A 20,790-nucleotide genomic window follows, 5' to 3' on the forward strand; every position below is an offset into this window, starting at 1 on the left:
CGCCTTATCCGGCCTACAGGTTTCACTGTTTGCCGTAGGCCCGATAAGCGTCGCGCATCGGGCACATCGCCGAATCCGGCGTAAACGCCTTATCCGGCCTACAGGTTTCGCTGTTTACCGTAGGCCCGATAAGCGTCGCGCATCGGGCACATCGCCAAATCCGGCGTAAACGCCTTATACGACCTACAACTCAGCGTAATTGCTGCCCTGCTTTAAGCGTTGCGGCTACATTTCGCGCCGTCATTCGTACGTTGTCGCTCGCGTTCTTCAGCGCCTCATCCAGGGTACAAATGGAGTAGATGACGCTGAAAACCGCATCCAGCCCATGCTCGTGTACGACCCCCACATCGGCCGTCAGGCTACCTGCGATACCGATAACCGGCTTGTTGTAACGCTTTGCGACCTTCGCTACGCCAACCGGAACCTTACCGTGAATGGTCTGACTATCAATGCGCCCTTCACCTGTGACCACTAAATCCGCATCCGCAACGCAGGCATCAAGGTGTAACGCATCGGTCACTATCTCAATACCGCAGCGTAACTGTGCGCCGCAAAACGCATACAGCGCCGCCCCCATACCACCCGCCGCACCACCACCGGCCAGATCCAGCACGTTGACGTCCAGATCGCGGGCAATGAGTTGCGCATAGTGCGTGAGCGCACGATCCAGGCGGGTAATCATCTCCGGCGTCGCCCCTTTTTGCGGACCAAAAACCGCAGATGCGCCCTCTTTTCCAGTCAACGGGTTGGTCACATCGCAAGCCACTTCAATACGGCACCCGGCAAGACGGCTGTCTAACTGAGAAATATCAATTCGGGACAGAGATTCCAGACCGATCCCGCCTTGCGCAATTTCGTTATTTTGCGCATCCAGCAGTTTTGCTCCCAGCGCTTGCACCATCCCGGCACCGCCATCATTGGTGGCGCTACCGCCAATCCCAATGATGATATGCTCAACGCCAGCGTCCAGCGCATGACGGATTAACTCCCCGGTTCCCCAGGATGTCGTTTTCAGCGGATCGCGTAAACCCACAGGAACCTGTTCCAGTCCGCTGGCGGCCGCCATTTCTATAAACGCCGAGCGCTCATCGCCAGATAAACCATAAAATGCCTGAATTGTGTTGCCCAAAGGGCCGGTAACATCAACATGCACAAGGTGACCTTGCGTTGCGGCAACCATCGCTTCGACCGTTCCTTCACCGCCATCTGCAACCGGGATCTTCATGTAATCCGCATCGGGCCAGATCTCACGAAACCCCAGCTCTATAGCCGTTGCCACCTCAAGCGCACTCAAACTTTCCTTATAGGAATCGGGTGCGATTACTATTTTCATAAAGCATCCTTACGCATGTTGATTATGTTAAGCATACACCAGGAGCAAAACCGCTCACTCTATAGGAGCGGTCCTGGATCACTTAGCGAACCATGCACGGACGCTTATTATCAAACGTCCAGTTCGGGATAAGATACTGCATACCCATCGCATCATCACGCGCACCCAGTCCATGTTGCTGGTACAGCTCATGCGCTTTCATGACCTGATCCATATCCAGCTCCACGCCCAGACCCGGTTTTGCCGGAACCTGCACCATGCCGCCTTTGATTTCAAACGGCTCTTTGGTCAAGCGCTGGTTGCCTTCCTGCCAGATCCAGTGGGTGTCGATAGCGGTTATTTTACCCGGAGCCGCCGCCGCGACATGCGTAAACATCGCCAGCGAAATATCAAAGTGATTGTTAGAGTGCGATCCCCAGGTCAGCCCGAACTCATGGCACATCTGCGCCACACGGACAGAACCCTGCATGGTCCAGAAGTGCGGGTCCGCCAGTGGGATATCCACAGACTGCAACGACAGCGTATGCCCCATCTGACGCCAGTCGGTGGCGATCATGTTGGTGGCGGTCGGCAGACCGGTGGCGCGGCGGAACTCCGCCATCACTTCACGACCAGAGAAGCCCTGCTCGGCACCGCACGGATCTTCCGCATAGGCCAGAGAACCCTTCAGATATTTGCCGATCTTAATCGCTTCATTTAGCGACCACGCACCGTTCGGATCCAGCGTGACGCGGGCCTGCGGGAAACGCTTCGCCAGCGCAACGATAGATTCTGCTTCCTCTTCCCCGGCCAGCACACCGCCTTTCAGTTTAAAGTCGTTGAAACCATACTTCTCATACGCGGCTTCCGCCAGGCGCACTACCGCATCCGGGGTCATCGCTTCTTCATGACGCAGACGATACCAGTCGCATTTATCATCCGGCTGACTCTGGTACGGCAGCGGCGTTGCCTTACGGTTACCCACGAAGAACAGGTAACCCAACATTTCAACTTCGCTACGCTGCTGGCCATCCCCCAGCAAAGAGGCGACGTTTACGCCCAAATGCTGACCTAACAGATCCAACATGGCCGCTTCGATCCCAGTAACCACATGAATAGTGGTACGTAAATCGAAGGTCTGCAAACCGCGACCGCCCGCATCACGATCGGCAAAAGTATTGCGTACTGCATTCAGCACGTTTTTGTATTCACCTAACGTTTTACCTACCACCAACGGGATCGCATCTTCCAGAGTTTTGCGGATTTTTTCGCCGCCGGGAATTTCACCCACGCCGGTATGACCGGAGTTATCTTTAATAATCACAATATTGCGCGTGAAGAACGGAGCATGTGCGCCGCTCAGGTTCATCAACATGCTGTCATGACCCGCAACCGGAATAACCTGCATAGAGGTAACCAATGGGGTAGAAAATTGTGCGCTCATAATTAAGTCCTTATTCAAAATTAGTGGCGGCCGAAAACGGGACGTTTACGGTCAAAAGTCCATCCGGGGATCAGATACTGCATTGGGCCTGCGTCATTACGCGCGCCGCCGGGCAGCGCCTTATAGGCTTCATGCGCTTTCTGTACCTGATCCCAGTCCAGTTCCACGCCCAGACCGGGCGCATCGGGTACCGCAATTTTTCCGTTTTTAATCTCCAGCGGATTTTTGGTCAGGCGGCAATCGCCCTCCTGCCAGATCCAGTGGGTATCAATAGCCGTTGGATTACCCGGCGCAGCCGCACCAACGTGGGTGAACATCGCCAGGGAAATATCAAAATGATTGTTAGAATGGCAGCCCCAGGTCAGGCCCCAGTCATCGCATAACTGTGCCACGCGTACCGCGCCAGAAAGGGTCCAGAAGTGCGGATCGGCCAGCGGAATATCTACTGAATTCAGCATCACCGCATGGCCCATTTCACGCCAGTTGGTAGCTATCATGTTCGTTGCTACCGGCAGACCGGTTGCACGGCGGAACTCGGCCATCACTTCACGGCCAGAAAAACCCTGTTCAGCGCCGCATGGATCTTCGGCGTAGGTCAGAACATCGTTCAGCCCTTTACACAGGGAGATGGCTTCATCCAGCAGCCAGGCACCGTTGGGATCAACCGTAATACGCGCATCCGGGAAGCATTTTTTCAGCGCACGAGCGGTGTCGATTTCCTGCTCGCCAGGCAGTACGCCACCTTTGAGTTTGAAATCTTTAAAGCCGTAGCGATCCTGCGAAGCCTGAGCCAGACGTACCACTGCCTCACTGTTCATCGCTTGCTGATGACGCAGGTGATACCACTCATGGTTTCCCGACGTACTTTCCAGATACGGTAAATCGGTCTTTGTGCGATCGCCCACGTAGAACAGATAACCGAGTACGGTGACCGCATCGCGCTGCTTGCCCGGCCCTAACAGTTCACAAACCGGCACGTTGAGCGCCTTGCCCAGCAGGTCGAGCAATGCGGCCTCCAGCGCCGCTACCGCATTGACCCGTAGTTCAAAGGTCCAGGCGCCTTTGCCAAAGGTGTCAAAATCAGCGGCCTGGTTGCCTTTATGCACCTGCTGCACCACCTTATTCAGGCGCGCCACTTCCTGGCCCAACACCTGCGGAATCGCATCCACCAGCGTCTGATAAATCACTTCGCCACCCGGCGCTTCACCGATACCGGTGTTTCCGGCATTATCGGTGAGCACCACGATATTACGAGTAAAGTATGCGTTATGCGCGCCGCCAATATTGAGCAGCATGCTGTCATGACCGGCCACCGGGATGACCTTCATATCGGTAATAACGGGACTCGATTGTGTTGTCATCATCATTGTCCTGCGACAGGTTTCAGTTCGATACGTTTAATATCGCCCACCAGCACCAGATAGCTCACCACCGCAATCAGCGCATGTACCCCGACGTAAATCAACGCGCCGTTAAACGAGCCGGTAGTCCCAACGATGTAGCCGATAGCAATTGGCGTGACGATGCCGGAGATGTTGCCAAACATGTTGAACAAACCGCCGCTCAGACCGCTGATCTCTTTAGGTGCGGTATCAGCCATCACCGCCCATCCCAGCGCGCCGATGCCTTTACCGAAGAAGGCCAGCGCCATAAAGCCGATGATCATCCACTCCACATTGACGTAGTTACAGAACACCATCACCATCGATAGCAGCATCCCCATGACGATTGGCGTTTTACGGGCGATATTCAGCGAACAGGTACGGCGCATCAGCCAGTCGGAAATAATGCCGCCGAGCACGCCGCCGGCGAATCCGCAAATGGCCGGAACCGAAGCAACAAAACCGGCTTTCAAAATCGACATACCGCGAGCCTGCACCAGATAAACCGGGAACCAGGTGATAAAGAAGTAGGTCAGCGCGTTAATGCAGTACTGGCCGATGTAAATCCCGATCATCATCCGTGAACCCAGCAGCTGTTTGATTTGCCCCCACTTCACGCTAAACGGCACTTTGGTTTTGGCTGCCGCCTGATCCATGTTGATCAGCGCCCCACCTTCGGCAATGTAATCCAGCTCTTTTTGGTTTACGCCCGGGTGCTGGTTCGGTTCATGAATCACCTTCAGCCAGACGAAGCTGATAACAATCCCAAGACCGCCCATAAAGAAGAACACGTGCGACCAACCCACTTCGTGGGTCAGCCAACCCATGATTGGCGCGAAGATAACGGTGGCAAAGTATTGCGCAGAGTTAAAGATAGCGACCGCCGTGCCCCTTTCCTGTGCCGGGAACCACGCCGCCACAATACGACTGTTGCCGGGGAAGGAGGGCGCTTCAGCTAAACCGACGAGGAAACGCAGGGTAAACAGCGCAACGATAATGCCGAAACCACTGAAGATATCGACAAAACCCTGCAGCAGGGTAAACATGGACCAAATAAAGATGGACCAGAAATAAACGCGTTTTGAACCAAAGCGGTCGAGCAACCAGCCGCCGGGGATCTGGCCGATAACATAGGCCCATGAGAAAGCGGAGAATACATACCCCATCCCTACCGCATCCAGACCAATGTCTTTGGCCATCTCCGAACCGGCAATGGATAAGGTGGCGCGATCGCCGTAGTTGAAGGATGTGACGATAAACAGCATCACCACTATCCAGTAGCGAGCGTTAGTGCGTTTTTCCGCGCTGCTCGCCGCCTGACTTAATGAACTCATTGTTGCACTCCTGAATCCTGGCTTTCGCCAGTTCATTCTGTACAGCACCTGTAGGGTGATCAGAATGAGAGGTTAGTGTGTGGCAGTGTTGGTACAGCTCAAGGCCGTTTTATTCTGACTCGCTGCCATTCCGGGAACTGACGGGAAAAGTATATGAAGGAGTGCCACTGACCCTCACCGTGCATGAACACAACATTAGGGAGGCAGTGAGAAGTTGTTTGGGGCATAAGCCCAAAGTAGTGGAAGTTAGTTCACGTAATTGGGGTTTTATTGCCGGGTGGCGGCTTCGCCTGGCCCGGCTTGCGGTTCAAAGGGGGGTTGCATGCCCGTACGAGCGAGGGAGTTATTTAAGCAAGGTTCCCCAGTTTTCTACCCAGGGATTGGATTCGCTTTCCGGTTCAGGATGCTCGCTGGCATCAATCAGCAGCATTTCCCCTACCCGGTGGGCGCTTTGTTCCTGCAACAAGGCATCGAACTGTTTACCGCCATTGCAGAAATTAACGTAGCTACTGTCGCCCAGCCCAATTACCCCGTAATGCAGATTTGGCTGGAAACCGAGATTATCTTTGATCCCTTGAAACAGCGGCACGATGCTATCCGGCAGATCGCCCTGCCCGGTCGTGGAAGTCACCACCAGTACATATTTATCCTGATATGCCTGCCAGTCGCTAAGTTCCGGATCTTCGAACACCGTAGCTTTATGACCCTGCGCCGTCAAAATAGCTTCGGCCTCTTCGGCAACCAGCAGCGCGTTTCCGTACATCGTGCCGACAAAAATTCCAATTTCCGCCATAACCGTAATCTCCTGGGACTTAAGAATCTATCTGCTCATCCTGACCTGACAGCCCGCTGAACTCAACCCTTTCATTCTCAGGGAGAAGTCCACGCCAGCCAAACTGTGATAACGCCTGCATCCAGACGTCATCCAGTCCGGCGCGAATAACCAGCGGTTCACCGGTGAAAGGATGGGTCAGCGCAAGCTGGCTGGCATGCAGCATCAATCTCTGGCAACCGAAATGCTCTGCGGCGCTGCGGTTTTGCCGCAAATCACCGTGCTTGCTGTCGCCGATAATCGGATGGCGCAAGTGCGCCAGATGGCGTCTGAGCTGGTGCTTGCGACCGGTTTTAGGGTCCAGCTCCACCAGCCCGTAACGGGTAGTCGGATAACGCCCGGTCGCTACCGGCATTTCTACCGTTGCCAGGCCACGATAATGGGTGACAGCAGGCTGCGGGCCTTTATCATCGCGGGCAAACTTATCGGCAATCTTATCCAGCTCTTCGACCAGCGGGTAATCCAGCACGGCATCATCCATCAGCCAGCCACGCACAATCGCATGATAGCGTTTCTGAATTTGATGATGTTCAAACCGCTGGGACAGCAAACGCCCGGCTTCGCTGGACAGTCCCATCAGCAGCACGCCGGAGGTTGGTCTGTCGAGTCGATGGGCGGTAAATACGTGCTGACCAATTTGGTCGCGCACCGTTTGCATCACCACCACTTTCTCATCCCGGTCGAGCCAACTGCGGTGAACCAACCAGCCCGAAGGTTTATTGACGGCGACCAGCCATTCGTCCTGATAAAGAATTTCCAGCATCAGGCGTTATCACTTGTAAACAGCGCATCCAGCTCCTGCAATGCCGCCAGAAGAATGTCGCGTTGCGGGTGATCGGCTGCCAGCGCCATTTCGTAATACGGTGCGACGGCAAAAGCCTGCGGAAGCGGCTGCGCGTTATCAATCAACGTATGCATGCGGGGAATCAACACCCACTGCAGCCACTCGACCGGTTCCATGGTATCCATACAAAAAGGCTGTGTACTGGTAAACAGATGCTCTGCTGGCTCATCCATCCGCCAGTGATGATGTTCACGCAGTAGCGCTTCAAGTGCGTGTAACTGCTGGCGCACACGGTCATGAGTCGTCATGAAATTAACCTCAATGATGAAAAAATCTGGCGCGAAGAATAGCACTAGTGAAGGGAAATAAAAAAAGGGAGCACTGTAAAAACAGTGCTCCCGGTTCGTTTCGCAGCATTCCAGCTACTTTTAGTGCTCCCTGCTCATCCTTGACAACTTTTCCTGTGGTCTTGCGACCGTGTTCATCCTGAACTTTTGCATCCTGCTCACATCACCCCGATGTGAAAACTTCATCCTGAAGTATCCTGGCCATCCTGACCCGCCGAACATCCTGACCGGCTCTCATTCTCCATCCTGGAGGTGTCCTTTAACGCATCCAGCGTCTTCCTCTTTGCTTCGTCCTGAAGCCTGTCCTTGCAACACCGTCCTGGTGTGTCCTGGCGAAGAGCCATCATCCTGATGTTCTCTTCGTTGTGCGACTCCTTGTCGACAGATATAGAATCGCCTGTTTCGCTTTGTCTTACAAGATGCTTACAGGCTTACCCTTACGATTATTTTCGTATGAAAGTTGACAATAAAACACTAACCAATTGAATAATAATAAATTATTATTTTATCAATTCATTAAGTCTTTACTTATCACCTGGCAATGTCCTACAGGGTTTGTAAGAGATCTCTCACAAGGTTCAGGGCAAACTGGATTACAGAACTGGCTTAAGTTGAGTGAGGAATTCCGCAAGTGAGGCCGCCAGCACCGTTCGTTTACGGGTTCCCAGCGTTTCTTTGCACACTTCACCGGACAGATTGCACACCGAAATGACGTCAAGCTCATTATCTTGTGTGGCAATAAAAAGCGTAGGTGATAGCTTGAGGCGCTTTTGCGTTACCAGATGACCAATCAGGTTTTCCTGAACGCGCCTGAAGTCATCTTCACTCCAGGTTTGCAGCAGCGTGAGCTTTTCATCCGCAAACTGCGCGTGCATATCACCAGCAAACTGGGTGGTGTAAAAAGCGTGAACGGCAGGTTGTACCACAATATCAAAGGCCCGTTCAACCGCATTGAGGTTATTTTCGCCGACAAAAGGTTGAGGCTGCCAAAATACCGCATCGTCTGTGGAAGAAATGATACACGGAGAAGGTACGCCATACAGCTCTTCGCTGAGCGGCCAACTGTTGTTTTTTTCATGCCATGCGTCGCAATAACGCGTCGTAAAGGCTATCAACGCCTGCGCTGTCAATTCGTCCACTGATTTCTCTCTTCACAAAAGCCAGGATACACTTGTCGCATAGTGTATCTGGTTTATGACGGTGAAACATGTCCTCTTATGAAAATCATCAGGCGCTTAACGGCCTGACACTCGGTAAATCAACGGATTACCGAGACAATTACGATGCAAGTCTGTTGCAGGGCGTTCCGCGCAGCCTGAATCGCGACCCGCTGGATTTAAAGGCCGATAACTTGCCTTTTCACGGTGCGGATATCTGGACGCTATATGAACTGTCGTGGCTGAATGCCAACGGCTTACCGCAGGTTGCGGTCGGTCATGTGGAGCTGGATTACACCAGCGTAAATCTGATTGAGTCGAAAAGCTTTAAGCTGTACCTGAACAGTTTTAACCAGACGCGTTTTGATTCCTGGGACGCGGTACGCCAGACGCTGGAAAACGATCTGCGCGCCTGCGCTCAGGGCGATGTCAGCGTGGCGCTGTACCGCCTTGACGAACTGGAAGGGCAGCCGATAGCCCACTTTAATGGGACCTGTATCGACAATCAGGATATCGTCATCGACAACTATCAGTTCAGCACTGCGTATCTGGAAAATGCCGTGAGCGGTGAAAAGGCAGTCGAAGAGACGCTGGTCAGCCACCTGCTGAAATCCAACTGTCTGATCACCCACCAGCCCGACTGGGGCTCCATACAAATTCAGTATTGTGGACGGAAAATCGACAGAGAGATGCTGCTGCGTTATCTGGTCTCCTTCCGCCACCATAATGAATTTCATGAGCAGTGCGTGGAACGTATTTTCAATGACATTCTGCGCTTCTGCCAGCCAGAGAAACTGAGCGTCTACGCACGCTACACGCGACGTGGTGGTCTGGACATTAACCCATGGCGCACCAACACCGATTTCACTCCGGCAACCGGTCGTCTGGTACGTCAGTAATCTTTTTTCTCAATTTTGCGTGCCGGATTCCGCGCGCAAGGTTGTGAAAGGTCATAAGCCAGGGCTATTGTAATCAATAGGGAATGACGTGTTGCGTCCCATAAGGAGTTTACTTGATTACACATATTAGCCCGCTTGGCTCAATGGACATGTTGTCGCAGCTGGAAGTCGATATGCTTAAACGCACGGCCAGCAGCGACCTGTATCAACTGTTTCGTAACTGTTCGCTTGCCGTTCTGAACTCCGGCAGTTTGACCGACAACAGTAAAGAACTGCTGTCCCGCTTTGAAAGTTTCGATATTAACGTACTGCGCCGCGAACGGGGCGTGAAGCTGGAACTGATCAACCCACCTGAAGATGCGTTTGTTGATGGACGCATTATTCGTGCGCTACAGGCTAACCTGTTTGCCGTACTGCGCGACATTCTGTTCGTAAATGGACAGATCCATAACGCCGGTCGTTTTCAGCATCTGGATCTCGAAAGCTCGGTGCATATTACCAACCTCGTATTCTCGATCCTGCGTAATGCCCGGGCGCTGCACGTCGGTGAAGCGCCGAACATGGTCGTCTGCTGGGGCGGTCACTCAATCAACGAAAATGAGTACCTGTATGCCCGTCGCGTCGGCACCCAACTGGGTCTGCGCGAACTGAACATCTGTACCGGCTGCGGTCCGGGGGCGATGGAAGCGCCAATGAAAGGCGCTGCGGTCGGCCACGCCCAGCAGCGATACAAAGACAGCCGCTTTATTGGCATGACCGAACCGTCAATCATCGCCGCTGAACCGCCTAACCCGCTGGTAAACGAACTGATCATCATGCCGGACATTGAAAAACGTCTGGAAGCGTTCGTGCGTATCGCCCACGGTATTATCATATTCCCGGGTGGCGTAGGGACAGCAGAAGAGCTGCTGTATCTGCTAGGGATCCTGATGAATCCGGCCAACAAAGATCAAGTGCTGCCGCTGATCCTGACCGGACCAAAAGAGAGTGCGGATTACTTCCGCGTGTTGGACGAATTTATCGTGCACACGCTGGGGGAAGATGCGCGTCGCCACTATCGCATTATCATTGACGATGCGGCAGAAGTGGCACGTCTGATGAAAAAAGCGATGCCGCTGGTGAAAGAAAACCGTCGCGACACAGGAGATGCTTACAGCTTTAACTGGTCGATTCGTATCGCGCCCGATCTGCAGATGCCGTTCGAGCCGTCCCATGAAAACATGGCCAACCTTAAGCTGTACCCGGATCAACCCGTTGAAGTATTGGCCGCCGACCTGCGTCGTGCATTCTCGGGTATTGTGGCCGGTAACGTGAAGGAGGTCGGCATTCGCGCCATCGAAGAGTTTGGCCCGTACAAAATCCACGGTGACCGCGAAATGATGCGCCGCATGGACGATCTCCTGCAGGGCTTTGTTGCACAACATCGCATGAAGTTGCCAGGCTCCGCGTACATCCCTTGCTACGAGATCTGCGCCTGACCTTCAACACCCGCTAGCAGCGCTATAGCGGTGACAGTTTTGTCCATATCAAAGCCGGGTTTGGCGCACTTGCCTCCCGGCTTTTTTTAGTGATACCAGTCACATAGCCCCGACAATCATATAAATACCAGTGATGATTCATTAAAAACAGCGCGTCACGCAAACGATTACCTTGAAAAACCAACCGTGATTTATCTTAGAAAATTATTATTAGTCGCCGAAATCATCTAAAAACAACAGTTTTTACAGCTGAACACGCCTATCTTCGCGCCTTCGCTTTCATGAGATATGTCGTTAATGTTAGCCTTCGCGCCCGTAAATTCGCTTTGACTATTTTTTAACAGATTAATGGCCCAAATTTATCCACATAAAAGGTGGATTATTGCATTTGGGATCCCGATCACTGATACATTCATTACTAAAATGTATCTTTCCGCCCGAAAATTATTACGGCGAAAAATTATATAAAAATCGCTCAACGAATTTCGATTTACAGTCGGGTACTTTCTCATTGGATTGACCCCAAACCCGACTTTTTAAGCTTCCTCCAGGAGAAATAGATGGAAAACACTCAAACCAGCACTATCGTTACGGGCCAGACCCGCAGCGCATGGCGCAAAACAGACACCATGTGGATGCTGGGCCTTTACGGCACGGCGATTGGGGCGGGTGTATTGTTCCTGCCGATTAACGCAGGCGTAGGCGGCATGATCCCGCTGATCATCATGGCGATCCTTGCCTTCCCAATGACCTTCTTTGCACACCGCGGTCTGACTCGCTTTGTGCTGTCCGGTAAAAATCCGGGTGAAGACATCACCGAAGTTGTAGAAGAACACTTTGGTGTTGGTGCAGGTAAACTGATTACCCTGCTCTACTTCTTCGCTATCTACCCGATTCTGTTGGTTTACAGCGTAGCAATCACCAACACGGTTGAAAGCTTCCTGACCCACCAGTTGGCGATTACGCCGCCGCCGCGCGCAATCCTGTCACTGATCCTGATTGTCGGCATGATGACCATCGTGCGCTTCGGTGAGCAGATGATCGTTAAGGCGATGAGCATCCTGGTATTCCCGTTTGTTGCGGCTCTGATGCTGCTGGCGCTGTACCTGATCCCTCAGTGGAGCGGTGCGATTCTGGAAACCATGTCATTTGACTCTGCGGCAACCACCGGCAACGGCCTGCTGCTGACCCTGTGGCTGGCAATTCCGGTAATGGTGTTCTCCTTCAACCACTCCCCGATCATCTCCTCCTTCGCCGTGGCGAAGCGTGAAGAGTACGGTGATGAAGCAGAGAAAAAATGCTCCAAGATTCTGGCATTCGCTCACATCATGATGGTACTGACCGTTATGTTCTTCGTCTTCAGCTGCGTGTTCAGCCTGACTCCGGCGGACCTGGCAGCAGCGAAAGAGCAGAACATCTCGATTCTGTCTTACCTGGCGAACCACTTTAACGCGCCGATTATTGCCTGGATGGCACCGATCATCGCGATTATCGCTATCACCAAATCCTTCCTGGGCCACTACCTGGGCGCACGTGAAGGCTTCAATGGTATGGTGATTAAGTCTCTGCGTGGCAAAGGCAAATCCATCGAAATCAACAAACTGAACAAAATCACTGCGCTGTTCATGCTGGTAACCACTTGGATTGTGGCGACGCTGAACCCAAGCATCCTCGGCATGATTGAGACCCTGGGTGGCCCAATCATCGCGATGATTCTGTTCCTGATGCCGATGTATGCCATTCAGAAAGTACCGGCAATGCGTAAGTACAGCGGCCATATCAGCAACGTCTTCGTTGTGATTATGGGCCTGATCGCTATCTCCGCTATTTTCTACTCTCTGTTCAGTTAATTCCCCTGCGCCGCTCCTCGGGGCGGCGCACCTCGATACACAATGGACGCCTCATGATTAGCGTATTCGATATTTTCAAAATCGGCATTGGCCCTTCCAGCTCCCACACTGTTGGCCCGATGAAAGCAGGCAAACAATTCACGGATGACCTGATTGCACGCGGAATTCTCACTGACGTAACCCGCGTAGTGGTTGATGTCTATGGCTCTTTATCTCTGACGGGGAAAGGTCACCATACCGACATCGCGATAATTATGGGCCTGGCGGGTAATCTGCCGGATACCGTAGACATTGATGCCATTCCGTCCTTTATCCAGGATGTGAATACTCATGGGCGTTTGCTGCTGGCAGACGGTCAACATGAGGTCGAGTTCCCGGTCGACAAGTGCATGAATTTCCATGCGGACAATCTGTCCCTGCACGAAAACGGGATGCGCATTACCGCACTGGCGGGCGAAAAGGCTATTTACAGCCAGACTTACTATTCCATTGGCGGTGGGTTCATCGTTGATGAAGAACATTTTGGTTTACCGAACAACTCTCCGGTAAACGTGCCATATCCGTATAAATCTGCAGCTGATTTGCAACGTCATTGCCAGGAAACCGGCCTGTCGCTTTCCGGTCTGATGATGCAAAACGAACTGGCGCTGCACAGCAAAGAAGAGCTGGAACAGCACTTTGCTAACGTCTGGGAAGTGATGCGTAGCGGGATTGAACGCGGCATCACCACCGAAGGTGTATTGCCGGGCAAACTGCGCGTTCCGCGTCGTGCTGCTGCGCTGCGTCGCATGCTGGTCAGCAGCGACAAAACCACCACCGACCCGATGGCGGTTGTTGACTGGATCAACATGTTCGCGCTGGCCGTGAACGAAGAAAACGCAGCCGGTGGACGCGTGGTGACTGCACCAACCAACGGTGCATGCGGGATTGTTCCTGCCGTACTGGCGTATTACGACAAGTTTATCCGTGAAGTGAACGCTAACTCGCTGGCACGCTACATGCTGGTCGCGAGCGCCATTGGTTCACTGTACAAGATGAACGCCTCTATCTCTGGTGCCGAAGTCGGCTGTCAGGGTGAAGTTGGCGTCGCCTGCTCCATGGCAGCGGCTGGTCTGGCTGAACTGCTGGGTGGTAGCCCAATGCAGGTGTGCATCGCGGCAGAAATCGGTATGGAACACAACCTGGGTCTGACCTGCGACCCGGTTGCCGGCCAGGTTCAGGTACCGTGCATTGAGCGTAATGCCATTGCTTCGGTTAAAGCAGTGAACGCTGCACGTATGGCGCTGCGCCGTACCAGTGAACCACGCGTGTGCCTCGATAAAGTTATCGAGACCATGTACGAAACCGGTAAAGACATGAACGCCAAATACCGCGAAACCTCTCGTGGTGGTCTGGCGATGAAGATTGTCACCTGCGATTAATTCTCAGCACATTTTCGTATCTGTAGGCCGGATAAGGCGCTCGCCGCATCCGGCTTTTATTGCCTGATGGCGCTTCGCTTATCAGGCTTACGGATAGCGCTCTTTCGCAATGCTCGTCTCCACTCGTCGTGAATGTTACCCTACAGACTAATTTGTTAGGGAGAACACCGTGGCCGTCCACCTGCTCATTGTTGATGCACTGAATCTCATCCGCCGTATTCACGCCGTACAGGGCTCCCCCTGCGTGGAGACATGCCAGCACGCGCTCGATCAGCTGATTGTGCACAGTCAGCCCACGCACGCCGTGGCGGTATTTGATGACGAAGCGCGTAACAGCGGCTGGCGTCACCAACGGTTACCTGACTACAAAGCCGGTCGCCCGCCGATGCCTGACGATTTACACCAGGAAATGCCCGCCTTACGCGCCGCTTTTGAACAGCGCGGCGTCTGCTGCTGGGTATCCAGCGGGAATGAAGCCGATGATTTAGCCGCCTCTCTGGCGGTGAAAGTTAGCCAGGCGGGACACCAGGCGACTATCGTCTCAACCGATAAAGGCTACTGTCAGCTACTCTCCCCAACGCTGCGGATTCGCGATTATTTCCAGAAACGCTGGCTGGATGCGCCGTTTATCGAGAAAGAGTTCGGCGTACTGCCGCAACAATTGCCTGATTACTGGGGACTGGCCGGGATCAGCAGTTCTAAAATACCGGGGGTTGCCGGTATTGGTCCTAAAAGTGCCACACAACTGCTGGCACAGTTTCCAACGCTGGAAGCGCTGTATGAACACCTGGATGATGTACCGGAGAAATGGCGCAAGAAACTCGAAGAACATCGGGAGATGGCTTTTTTGTGCCGCGATATCGCGCGGCTGCAAACAGACTTACATATCGACGGAAACCTACAGCAGCTACGGCTTGCGCGGTAGCCTTATTTCCGGATGGCGCTGCGCTTATCCGGCCTACTTACCGTACAACCCTGTAGGCCAGATAAGCGCCAGGTGATTACCAGGCGGTATGGTACAGCTCAACGATATCCCCAAGGCTCGCTTCACGCGGATTTCCCCCGGTACAAACATCGTCAAATGCGGCTTGCGCCAGCGCAGGAATATCCTCTTTACGGACGCCAACATCGCGTAGATGCAGTGGGATACCTACATCGCGATTAAGGGCGAAGACGGCATTCACCGCCGCTTTGCGTGCCTCTGCCAGCGTCAGTCCTTCAACCTTAACCCCCATTACCCGGGCGATATCGCGGAATTTTTCCCCAGTGAATTCGGCGTTATAGTGCATCACGTGCGGCAGCAAAATGGCATTCGCGACGCCGTGCGGCGTGTTGTAGAACGCGCCTAACGGGTGTGCCATGCCATGCACTAATCCCAGACCTACGTTGGAGAAACCCATCCCGGCAACGTACTGGCCCAGAGCCATCGCTTCCCCCGCCTGGCTGTCGCCCGCAACGGAACCGCGTAATGACCCGGCAATAATTTCGATGGCTTTAATGTGCAGCGCATCGGTAAGCGCCCACGCAGCCCGCGTGATGTAGCCTTCAATGGCATGAGTCAGTGCATCTACGCCAGTAGCCGCTTTTAATGCAGCAGGCATGCCGTCCATCATGTCAGCATCAATGAACGCCACCTGCGGGATGTCATGTGGATCGACACAAACAAACTTACGCCGATTCTCTTCGTCAGTGATCACGTAGTTAATGGTCACTTCCGCCGCCGTTCCCGCAGTGGTTGGTATAGCCATAACTGGCACGCTCGGGAAGCGTGTCGGCGATAACCCTTCAAGGCTGCGTACATCCGCAAACTCCGGGTTATTGTTAATAATGCCAATCGCTTTACAGGTGTCCTGCGGGGAGCCACCGCCAATGGCGACCAGATAGTCTGCGCCGCTTTGCTGAAAGACACTCAATCCTTCCTGCACTACCGCAATGGTTGGATTAGGAATAACGCCTGAATAGATTTCCCATGCCAGACCTGCAGCATCCATTCGGGAAGTCACCTTCTCAACAATGCCGCACTGCACCAGATTTTTATCAGTCACAATCAATGCTTTGCAATAACCACGACGAATAACTTCATCGGTTAATGCGCCAACAGCTCCCCGGCCAAACCATGCCGTTTCGTTCAGAATCATTCTGTTCGCCATCGTTTTATCTCCTATTCCTCAATACGCAATCCATATGTTTTGAATTTTTCCAGCACAATAGCGATAGCCTCATCGTCCAGTACCGGAACCGGATCGGTAATCGCCAGCGTGCTGAGATAAAGCTGCGCCAGCACTTCCACTTCATGCGCTAACCACAGGGCTTTTTCCAGATTTTCCTCGCAGGCGATCAGCCCATGATGCTGCAACAGCGTTGCTTTTCGGTTTTTCAGCGCTACCGCAACGTGCTCGGAAAGCTCACGCGTACCAAACGTCGCATATGGCGCACAGGGAATTGAGTTACCGCCAGCCGCCGCAATCATGTAATGGATTGCCGGGATTGGCCGATTGAGAATAGAAACAGCAGTACAATGCACGGCATGATTATGGACCACCGCCTGAGCATCGGGACGCGTCTGATAAGCGGCCATATGGAACCGCCACTCGCTGGAAGGTAATTTCCCTTCTTCGTGCTGCCCCTCAGCGTTGATGTACACAATGTGGGATTCGGTGAGTTTGTCATACGGAATACCCGTCGGGGTAATTAACATCCCGTCCTGGTAACGCACACTTACATTACCCGCAGTCCCCTGATTCAACCCCAGACGGGTCATTTCCAGGCAGGTATTGATAATCTGCCGTGCCAGCGTATTTCGTTCCATTACTTACCTCTCTCAGTGAGTCAAAATGCGACAACAGAACATTGCTAATACCTCGACGCTCTGTTGATTTAAGCGGGTATTTGCTAACTATCATCATGCTGAATAAAGAGAAGGGAATTTTTAGCACTGGATTTTGTGATGTTCATCAACTAATAACGCTGAATAAAAACATGCAGGCATAATATTACAATTGCAAAATGTCCGTTCTTAATAAAACCATTGTAAAACGGTCATTTGCGAATAAATTGTTACCATTGCCCGTTTTCCACTTAACTAATTAATTCGGGCATTATCCCTGTGGCTTTTTAATTTATTTTTCTCAAACGGTCATTGTTTTAAAGAAATTAAAGTGATGATAATCACATAAACCCACACCCTGAGCATAAATGTGACCACCATCATATTAATGGCCGGTTTTTATTTGAAAATGAATTCATGAGTTCATTCATGAAGGCCAATTTTATCTGGCAGGTTACCGGAACTCACCTGGATTAGCAGGTTGGTAAAAATCACCAATCGTACTCTTAAGCTGTTGAACATGCTTATGAACTGATGAGGATGCTATGGGAAACACATCAATACAAACACAAAGTTTTCATGCGGTAGAGCGGGGGCAGACAAAAAATTATGTCATTCCCTTCGCGTTACTCTGTTCACTGTTTTTTCTTTGGGCGGTTGCCAATAATCTTAATGACATTTTATTACCACAATTTCAGCAAGCTTTTACATTAACAAACTTTCAGGCTGGTCTGATTCAATCTGCTTTTTATTTTGGTTATTTCGTCATTCCAATCCCAGCCGGGATCCTGATGAAAAAACTAAGTTATAAAGCAGGCATTATTACCGGATTATTCTTATATGCCATCGGTGCAGCATTATTCTGGCCAGCGGCTGAGGTAATGAATTACACCTTATTCCTGATTGGCCTATTTATTATTGCGGCGGGCTTAGGTTGTCTGGAAACGGCTGCCAACCCCTTTGTAACCGTACTGGGCCCGGAAAGCGGCGGTCACTTCCGATTAAATCTCGCGCAAACTTTTAACTCATTTGGTGCCATTATTGCGGTTGTTTTTGGGCAAAGTCTTATTTTGTCTAATGTGCCACATCAATCTCAAGACGTACTCGATAAGATGGCGCCAGAACAGCTAAGCGCCTACAAGCACAGCCTGGTGTTATCGGTTCAAACCCCTTATATGATCATCGTCGCGGTCGTTTTGCTGGTCGCCCTGCTGATCATGTTTACCAAGTTTCCGACCCTGCAAAGTGACGATCACAGTGACAACGCTCAGAGTTCATTCTCCGCGTCCCTTTCCCGCCTGGTGCGCATTCGCCACTGGCGTTGGGCGGTACTGGCGCAGTTCTGCTACGTCGGTGCACAAACTGCCTGCTGGAGCTACCTGATTCGCTACGCAATCGAAGAGATCCCAGGCATGACGCCAGGTTTCGCCGCCAACTACCTGACCGGCACCATGGTGTGCTTCTTTATCGGTCGTTTCTCCGGCACCTGGCTTATCAGTCGTTTTGCGCCGCATAAAGTGCTGGCCGCATATGCCCTGCTTGCCATGATTCTGTGCCTGATTTCCGCCTTCACCGGTGGCCAGATCGGCCTGCTGGCCCTGACGTTGTGCAGCGCATTTATGTCGATTCAGTACCCAACCATTTTTTCTCTGGGGATCAAAAATCTGGGACAAGACACCAAATACGGCTCGTCTTTTATCGTCATGACAATCATTGGCGGCGGCATTGTGACCCCGGTGATGGGCTTTGTCAGCGATGCCGCTGGCAATATCCCGACCGCTGAACTGGTCCCGGCGCTTTGCTTCGCCATCATCTTTATTTTTGCCCGCTTCCGTTCACAAACGGCAGCCAACTGAATATTTATCCGAATAACGTGAGGAATCTGTGATGAAAAAAATCAGCTTACCAAAAATTGGTATTCGCCCGGTTATTGACGGACGTCGTATGGGTGTACGTGAGTCGCTCGAAGAGCAAACCATGAATATGGCTAAAGCTACCGCAGCGCTTATCACTGAAAAACTTCGTCATGCCTGCGGCGCACAAATTGAATGTGTGATTGCCGATACCTGTATCGCCGGCATGGCGGAATCCGCAGCCTGTGAAGAAAAATTCAGCAGCCAGAATGTTGGCGTGACGATTACCGTTACCCCATGTTGGTGCTACGGCAGTGAAACTATCGACATGGATCCGATGCGCCCGAAAGCGATCTGGGGCTTCAACGGCACGGAACGTCCGGGGGCGGTTTACCTGGCCGCCGCACTGGCAGCTCACAGCCAAAAAGGCCTTCCTGCCTTCTCCATCTATGGTCATGACGTACAGGATGCAGACGACACATCTATCCCTGCCGATGTTGAAGAAAAACTGCTGCGCTTTGCCCGTGCCGGCTTAGCGGTCGCCAGTATGAAAGGGAAAAGCTACCTGTCTGTCGGTGGTGTATCAATGGGCATCGCCGGTTCTATCGTCGACCATAACTTCTTTGAATCCTGGCTGGGTATGAAGGTGCAGGCGGTTGATATGACCGAGCTGCGTCGTCGCATTGACCAGAAAATCTATGATGAAACCGAGCTGGAAATGGCGCTGGCGTGGGCGGACAAAAACTTCCGCTACGGCGAAGATCAGAACGCGCAGCAATATAAGCGTAACGCTGAACAAAGCCGCGCAGTGCTGAAAGAAAGCCTGCTGATGGCTATGTGCATTCGCGACATGATGCAGGGTAACAAAAAGCTGGCAGACAAAGGTCTGGTCGAAGAATCCCTGGGCTATAACGCGATCGCCGCAGGCTTCCAGGGCCAGCGTCACTGGACCGATCAATACCCAAATGGCGATACCGCCGAAGCGTTGCTCAACAGTTCCTTTGACTGGAATGGCGTTCGTGAACCGTTCGTTGTCGCAACCGAAAACGACAGCCTGAACGGCGTGGCGATGCTGTTCGGCCATCAACTCACCGGCACGGCCCAGGTCTTTGCCGATGTGCGCACCTACTGGTCGCCAGAGGCGGTTGAACGCGTGACGGGTAAACCGCTGACCGGCCTTGCTGAGCACGGCATCATTCACTTGATTAACTCCGGTTCTGCGGCACTGGACGGTTCCTGCAAACAGCGCGACAGCGAAGGTAAACCGACCATGAAACCACACTGGGAAATCTCGCAGAAAGAGGCGGATGAATGCCTAGCGGCAACCGAATGGTGCCCGGCTATTCACGAATACTTCCGCGGGGGCGGTTACTCATCTCGCTTCCTGACTGAAGGCGGTGTGCCGTTCACCATGAGCCGTATCAACATCATCAAAGGGTTGGGACCGGTGCTGCAAATCGCGGAAGGCTGGAGCGTGGAGTTGCCGAAAGATATGCACGACCAGCTTGATGCGCGTACCAACTCCACATGGCCAACCACCTGGTTTGCTCCGCGCTTAACCGGCAAGGGCCCGTTCAGCGACGTCTATTCCGTCATGGCTAACTGGGGCGCTAACCACGGGGTGCTGACGATTGGTCACGTAGGTGCGGACTTTATCACTCTGGCTGCCATGCTGCGTATCCCGGTGTGCATGCACAACGTGGAAGACGAGAAAATTTATCGTCCTTCCTCCTGGGCCGCCCACGGTATGGATACGGAAGGTCAGGATTACCGCGCTTGTCAGAACTACGGTCCGCTGTATAAGCGTTAAACATCGAGCGATTGCCTGATGGCGGCGCGGCCTACGAAGCACACGGTTTTGTAGGCCGGA

Annotated in this window: 17 protein-coding genes; 7 read left to right on the forward strand and 10 right to left on the reverse strand. The window is 52.7% G+C overall.

What is annotated here, in order from left to right:
* Window positions 1-190 precede the first annotated feature (190 nt).
* The 8 genes from OGX90_RS18825 to syd form a co-directional block, all read right to left on the reverse strand.
* Window positions 191-1,333 carry a glycerate kinase gene (locus tag OGX90_RS18825; RefSeq protein ID WP_234692761.1) on the reverse strand — a complete coding sequence of 381 codons (1,143 nt, stop codon included), beginning with the start codon at window positions 1,331-1,333 and terminating at the stop codon, window positions 191-193.
* 82 nt (window positions 1,334-1,415) lie between these two features.
* The gene (gene gudD / locus OGX90_RS18830) at window positions 1,416-2,756 is read right to left on the reverse strand and encodes a glucarate dehydratase (RefSeq protein ID WP_008785687.1); all 1,341 of its coding nucleotides are present in this window, start codon (window positions 2,754-2,756) and stop codon (window positions 1,416-1,418) included.
* Window positions 2,757-2,776: 20 nt separating this feature from the next.
* Window positions 2,777-4,117, reverse strand: coding sequence for an enolase C-terminal domain-like protein (locus OGX90_RS18835; protein WP_057068331.1), 1,341 nt, complete (start codon window positions 4,115-4,117; stop codon window positions 2,777-2,779).
* A 2-nt stretch (window positions 4,118-4,119) separates the two neighbouring features.
* Complete coding sequence (gudP, locus tag OGX90_RS18840) at window positions 4,120-5,472, reverse strand: galactarate/glucarate/glycerate transporter GudP (RefSeq protein ID WP_286624502.1); 1,353 nt, start codon at window positions 5,470-5,472, stop codon at window positions 4,120-4,122.
* 343 nt (window positions 5,473-5,815) lie between these two features.
* Window positions 5,816-6,265 (reverse strand): flavodoxin, encoded by a 450-nt coding sequence (locus tag OGX90_RS18845; RefSeq protein ID WP_003825676.1) that lies wholly within the window; start codon window positions 6,263-6,265, stop codon window positions 5,816-5,818.
* Window positions 6,266-6,284: 19 nt separating this feature from the next.
* Window positions 6,285-7,067: a tRNA pseudouridine(65) synthase TruC gene (truC, locus tag OGX90_RS18850; protein ID WP_234692762.1), complete on the reverse strand. Its 783-nt coding sequence runs from the start codon at window positions 7,065-7,067 to the stop codon at window positions 6,285-6,287.
* Window positions 7,067-7,396, reverse strand: a complete 330-nt coding sequence (locus tag OGX90_RS18855; protein ID WP_003825670.1) for a YqcC family protein — start codon at window positions 7,394-7,396, stop codon at window positions 7,067-7,069. Before OGX90_RS18855 ends, truC begins: the two co-directional genes overlap by 1 nt.
* Before the next feature lie 632 nt (window positions 7,397-8,028).
* Window positions 8,029-8,574: a SecY-interacting protein gene (gene syd, locus OGX90_RS18860; protein ID WP_032944836.1), complete on the reverse strand. Its 546-nt coding sequence runs from the start codon at window positions 8,572-8,574 to the stop codon at window positions 8,029-8,031.
* 68 nt (window positions 8,575-8,642) lie between these two features.
* Here syd and queF point away from each other — a divergent pair, with 68 nt between their 5' ends.
* The 5 genes from queF to xni all read left to right on the forward strand — a co-directional run bounded on the left by queF (window position 8,643) and on the right by xni (window position 15,165).
* Window positions 8,643-9,491, forward strand: a complete 849-nt coding sequence (queF, locus tag OGX90_RS18865) for an NADPH-dependent 7-cyano-7-deazaguanine reductase QueF (RefSeq protein ID WP_234692763.1) — start codon at window positions 8,643-8,645, stop codon at window positions 9,489-9,491.
* 113 nt (window positions 9,492-9,604) lie between these two features.
* Window positions 9,605-10,969: a nucleotide 5'-monophosphate nucleosidase PpnN gene (gene ppnN, locus OGX90_RS18870; protein WP_003840366.1), complete on the forward strand. Its 1,365-nt coding sequence runs from the start codon at window positions 9,605-9,607 to the stop codon at window positions 10,967-10,969.
* A 560-nt stretch (window positions 10,970-11,529) separates the two neighbouring features.
* Entirely contained in the window at window positions 11,530-12,819 is a 1,290-nt protein-coding gene (locus OGX90_RS18875) for an HAAAP family serine/threonine permease (protein WP_003034073.1), read from the forward strand.
* Window positions 12,820-12,872: 53 nt separating this feature from the next.
* Window positions 12,873-14,240 carry an L-serine ammonia-lyase gene (locus OGX90_RS18880; RefSeq protein WP_003034070.1) on the forward strand — a complete coding sequence of 456 codons (1,368 nt, stop codon included), beginning with the start codon at window positions 12,873-12,875 and terminating at the stop codon, window positions 14,238-14,240.
* 169 nt (window positions 14,241-14,409) lie between these two features.
* Window positions 14,410-15,165, forward strand: coding sequence for a flap endonuclease Xni (gene xni, locus OGX90_RS18885; protein WP_286624505.1), 756 nt, complete (start codon window positions 14,410-14,412; stop codon window positions 15,163-15,165).
* A 76-nt stretch (window positions 15,166-15,241) separates the two neighbouring features.
* Here the strand turns inward: xni and fucO are convergent, their stop codons facing one another.
* Together fucO and fucA are read right to left on the reverse strand one after the other, a co-directional pair.
* On the reverse strand, window positions 15,242-16,390 hold the full coding sequence (fucO, locus tag OGX90_RS18890; protein WP_286624507.1) for a lactaldehyde reductase: 1,149 nt from the start codon (window positions 16,388-16,390) through the stop codon (window positions 15,242-15,244).
* 11 nt (window positions 16,391-16,401) lie between these two features.
* Window positions 16,402-17,049: an L-fuculose-phosphate aldolase gene (gene fucA / locus OGX90_RS18895; RefSeq protein WP_003825656.1), complete on the reverse strand. Its 648-nt coding sequence runs from the start codon at window positions 17,047-17,049 to the stop codon at window positions 16,402-16,404.
* Window positions 17,050-17,612: 563 nt separating this feature from the next.
* Between fucA and fucP the strand changes: the two genes are divergently transcribed.
* Entirely contained in the window at window positions 17,613-18,923 is a 1,311-nt protein-coding gene (fucP, locus tag OGX90_RS18900) for an L-fucose:H+ symporter permease (RefSeq protein WP_008785696.1), read from the forward strand.
* A gap of 31 nt (window positions 18,924-18,954) precedes the next feature.
* Entirely contained in the window at window positions 18,955-20,730 is a 1,776-nt protein-coding gene (gene fucI / locus OGX90_RS18905; protein WP_003825648.1) for an L-fucose isomerase, read from the forward strand.
* Window positions 20,731-20,790 lie beyond the last annotated feature (60 nt).

The organism is Citrobacter sp. Cpo012, assembly GCF_030333015.1.
GTDB lineage: Bacteria > Pseudomonadota > Gammaproteobacteria > Enterobacterales > Enterobacteriaceae > Citrobacter > Citrobacter portucalensis.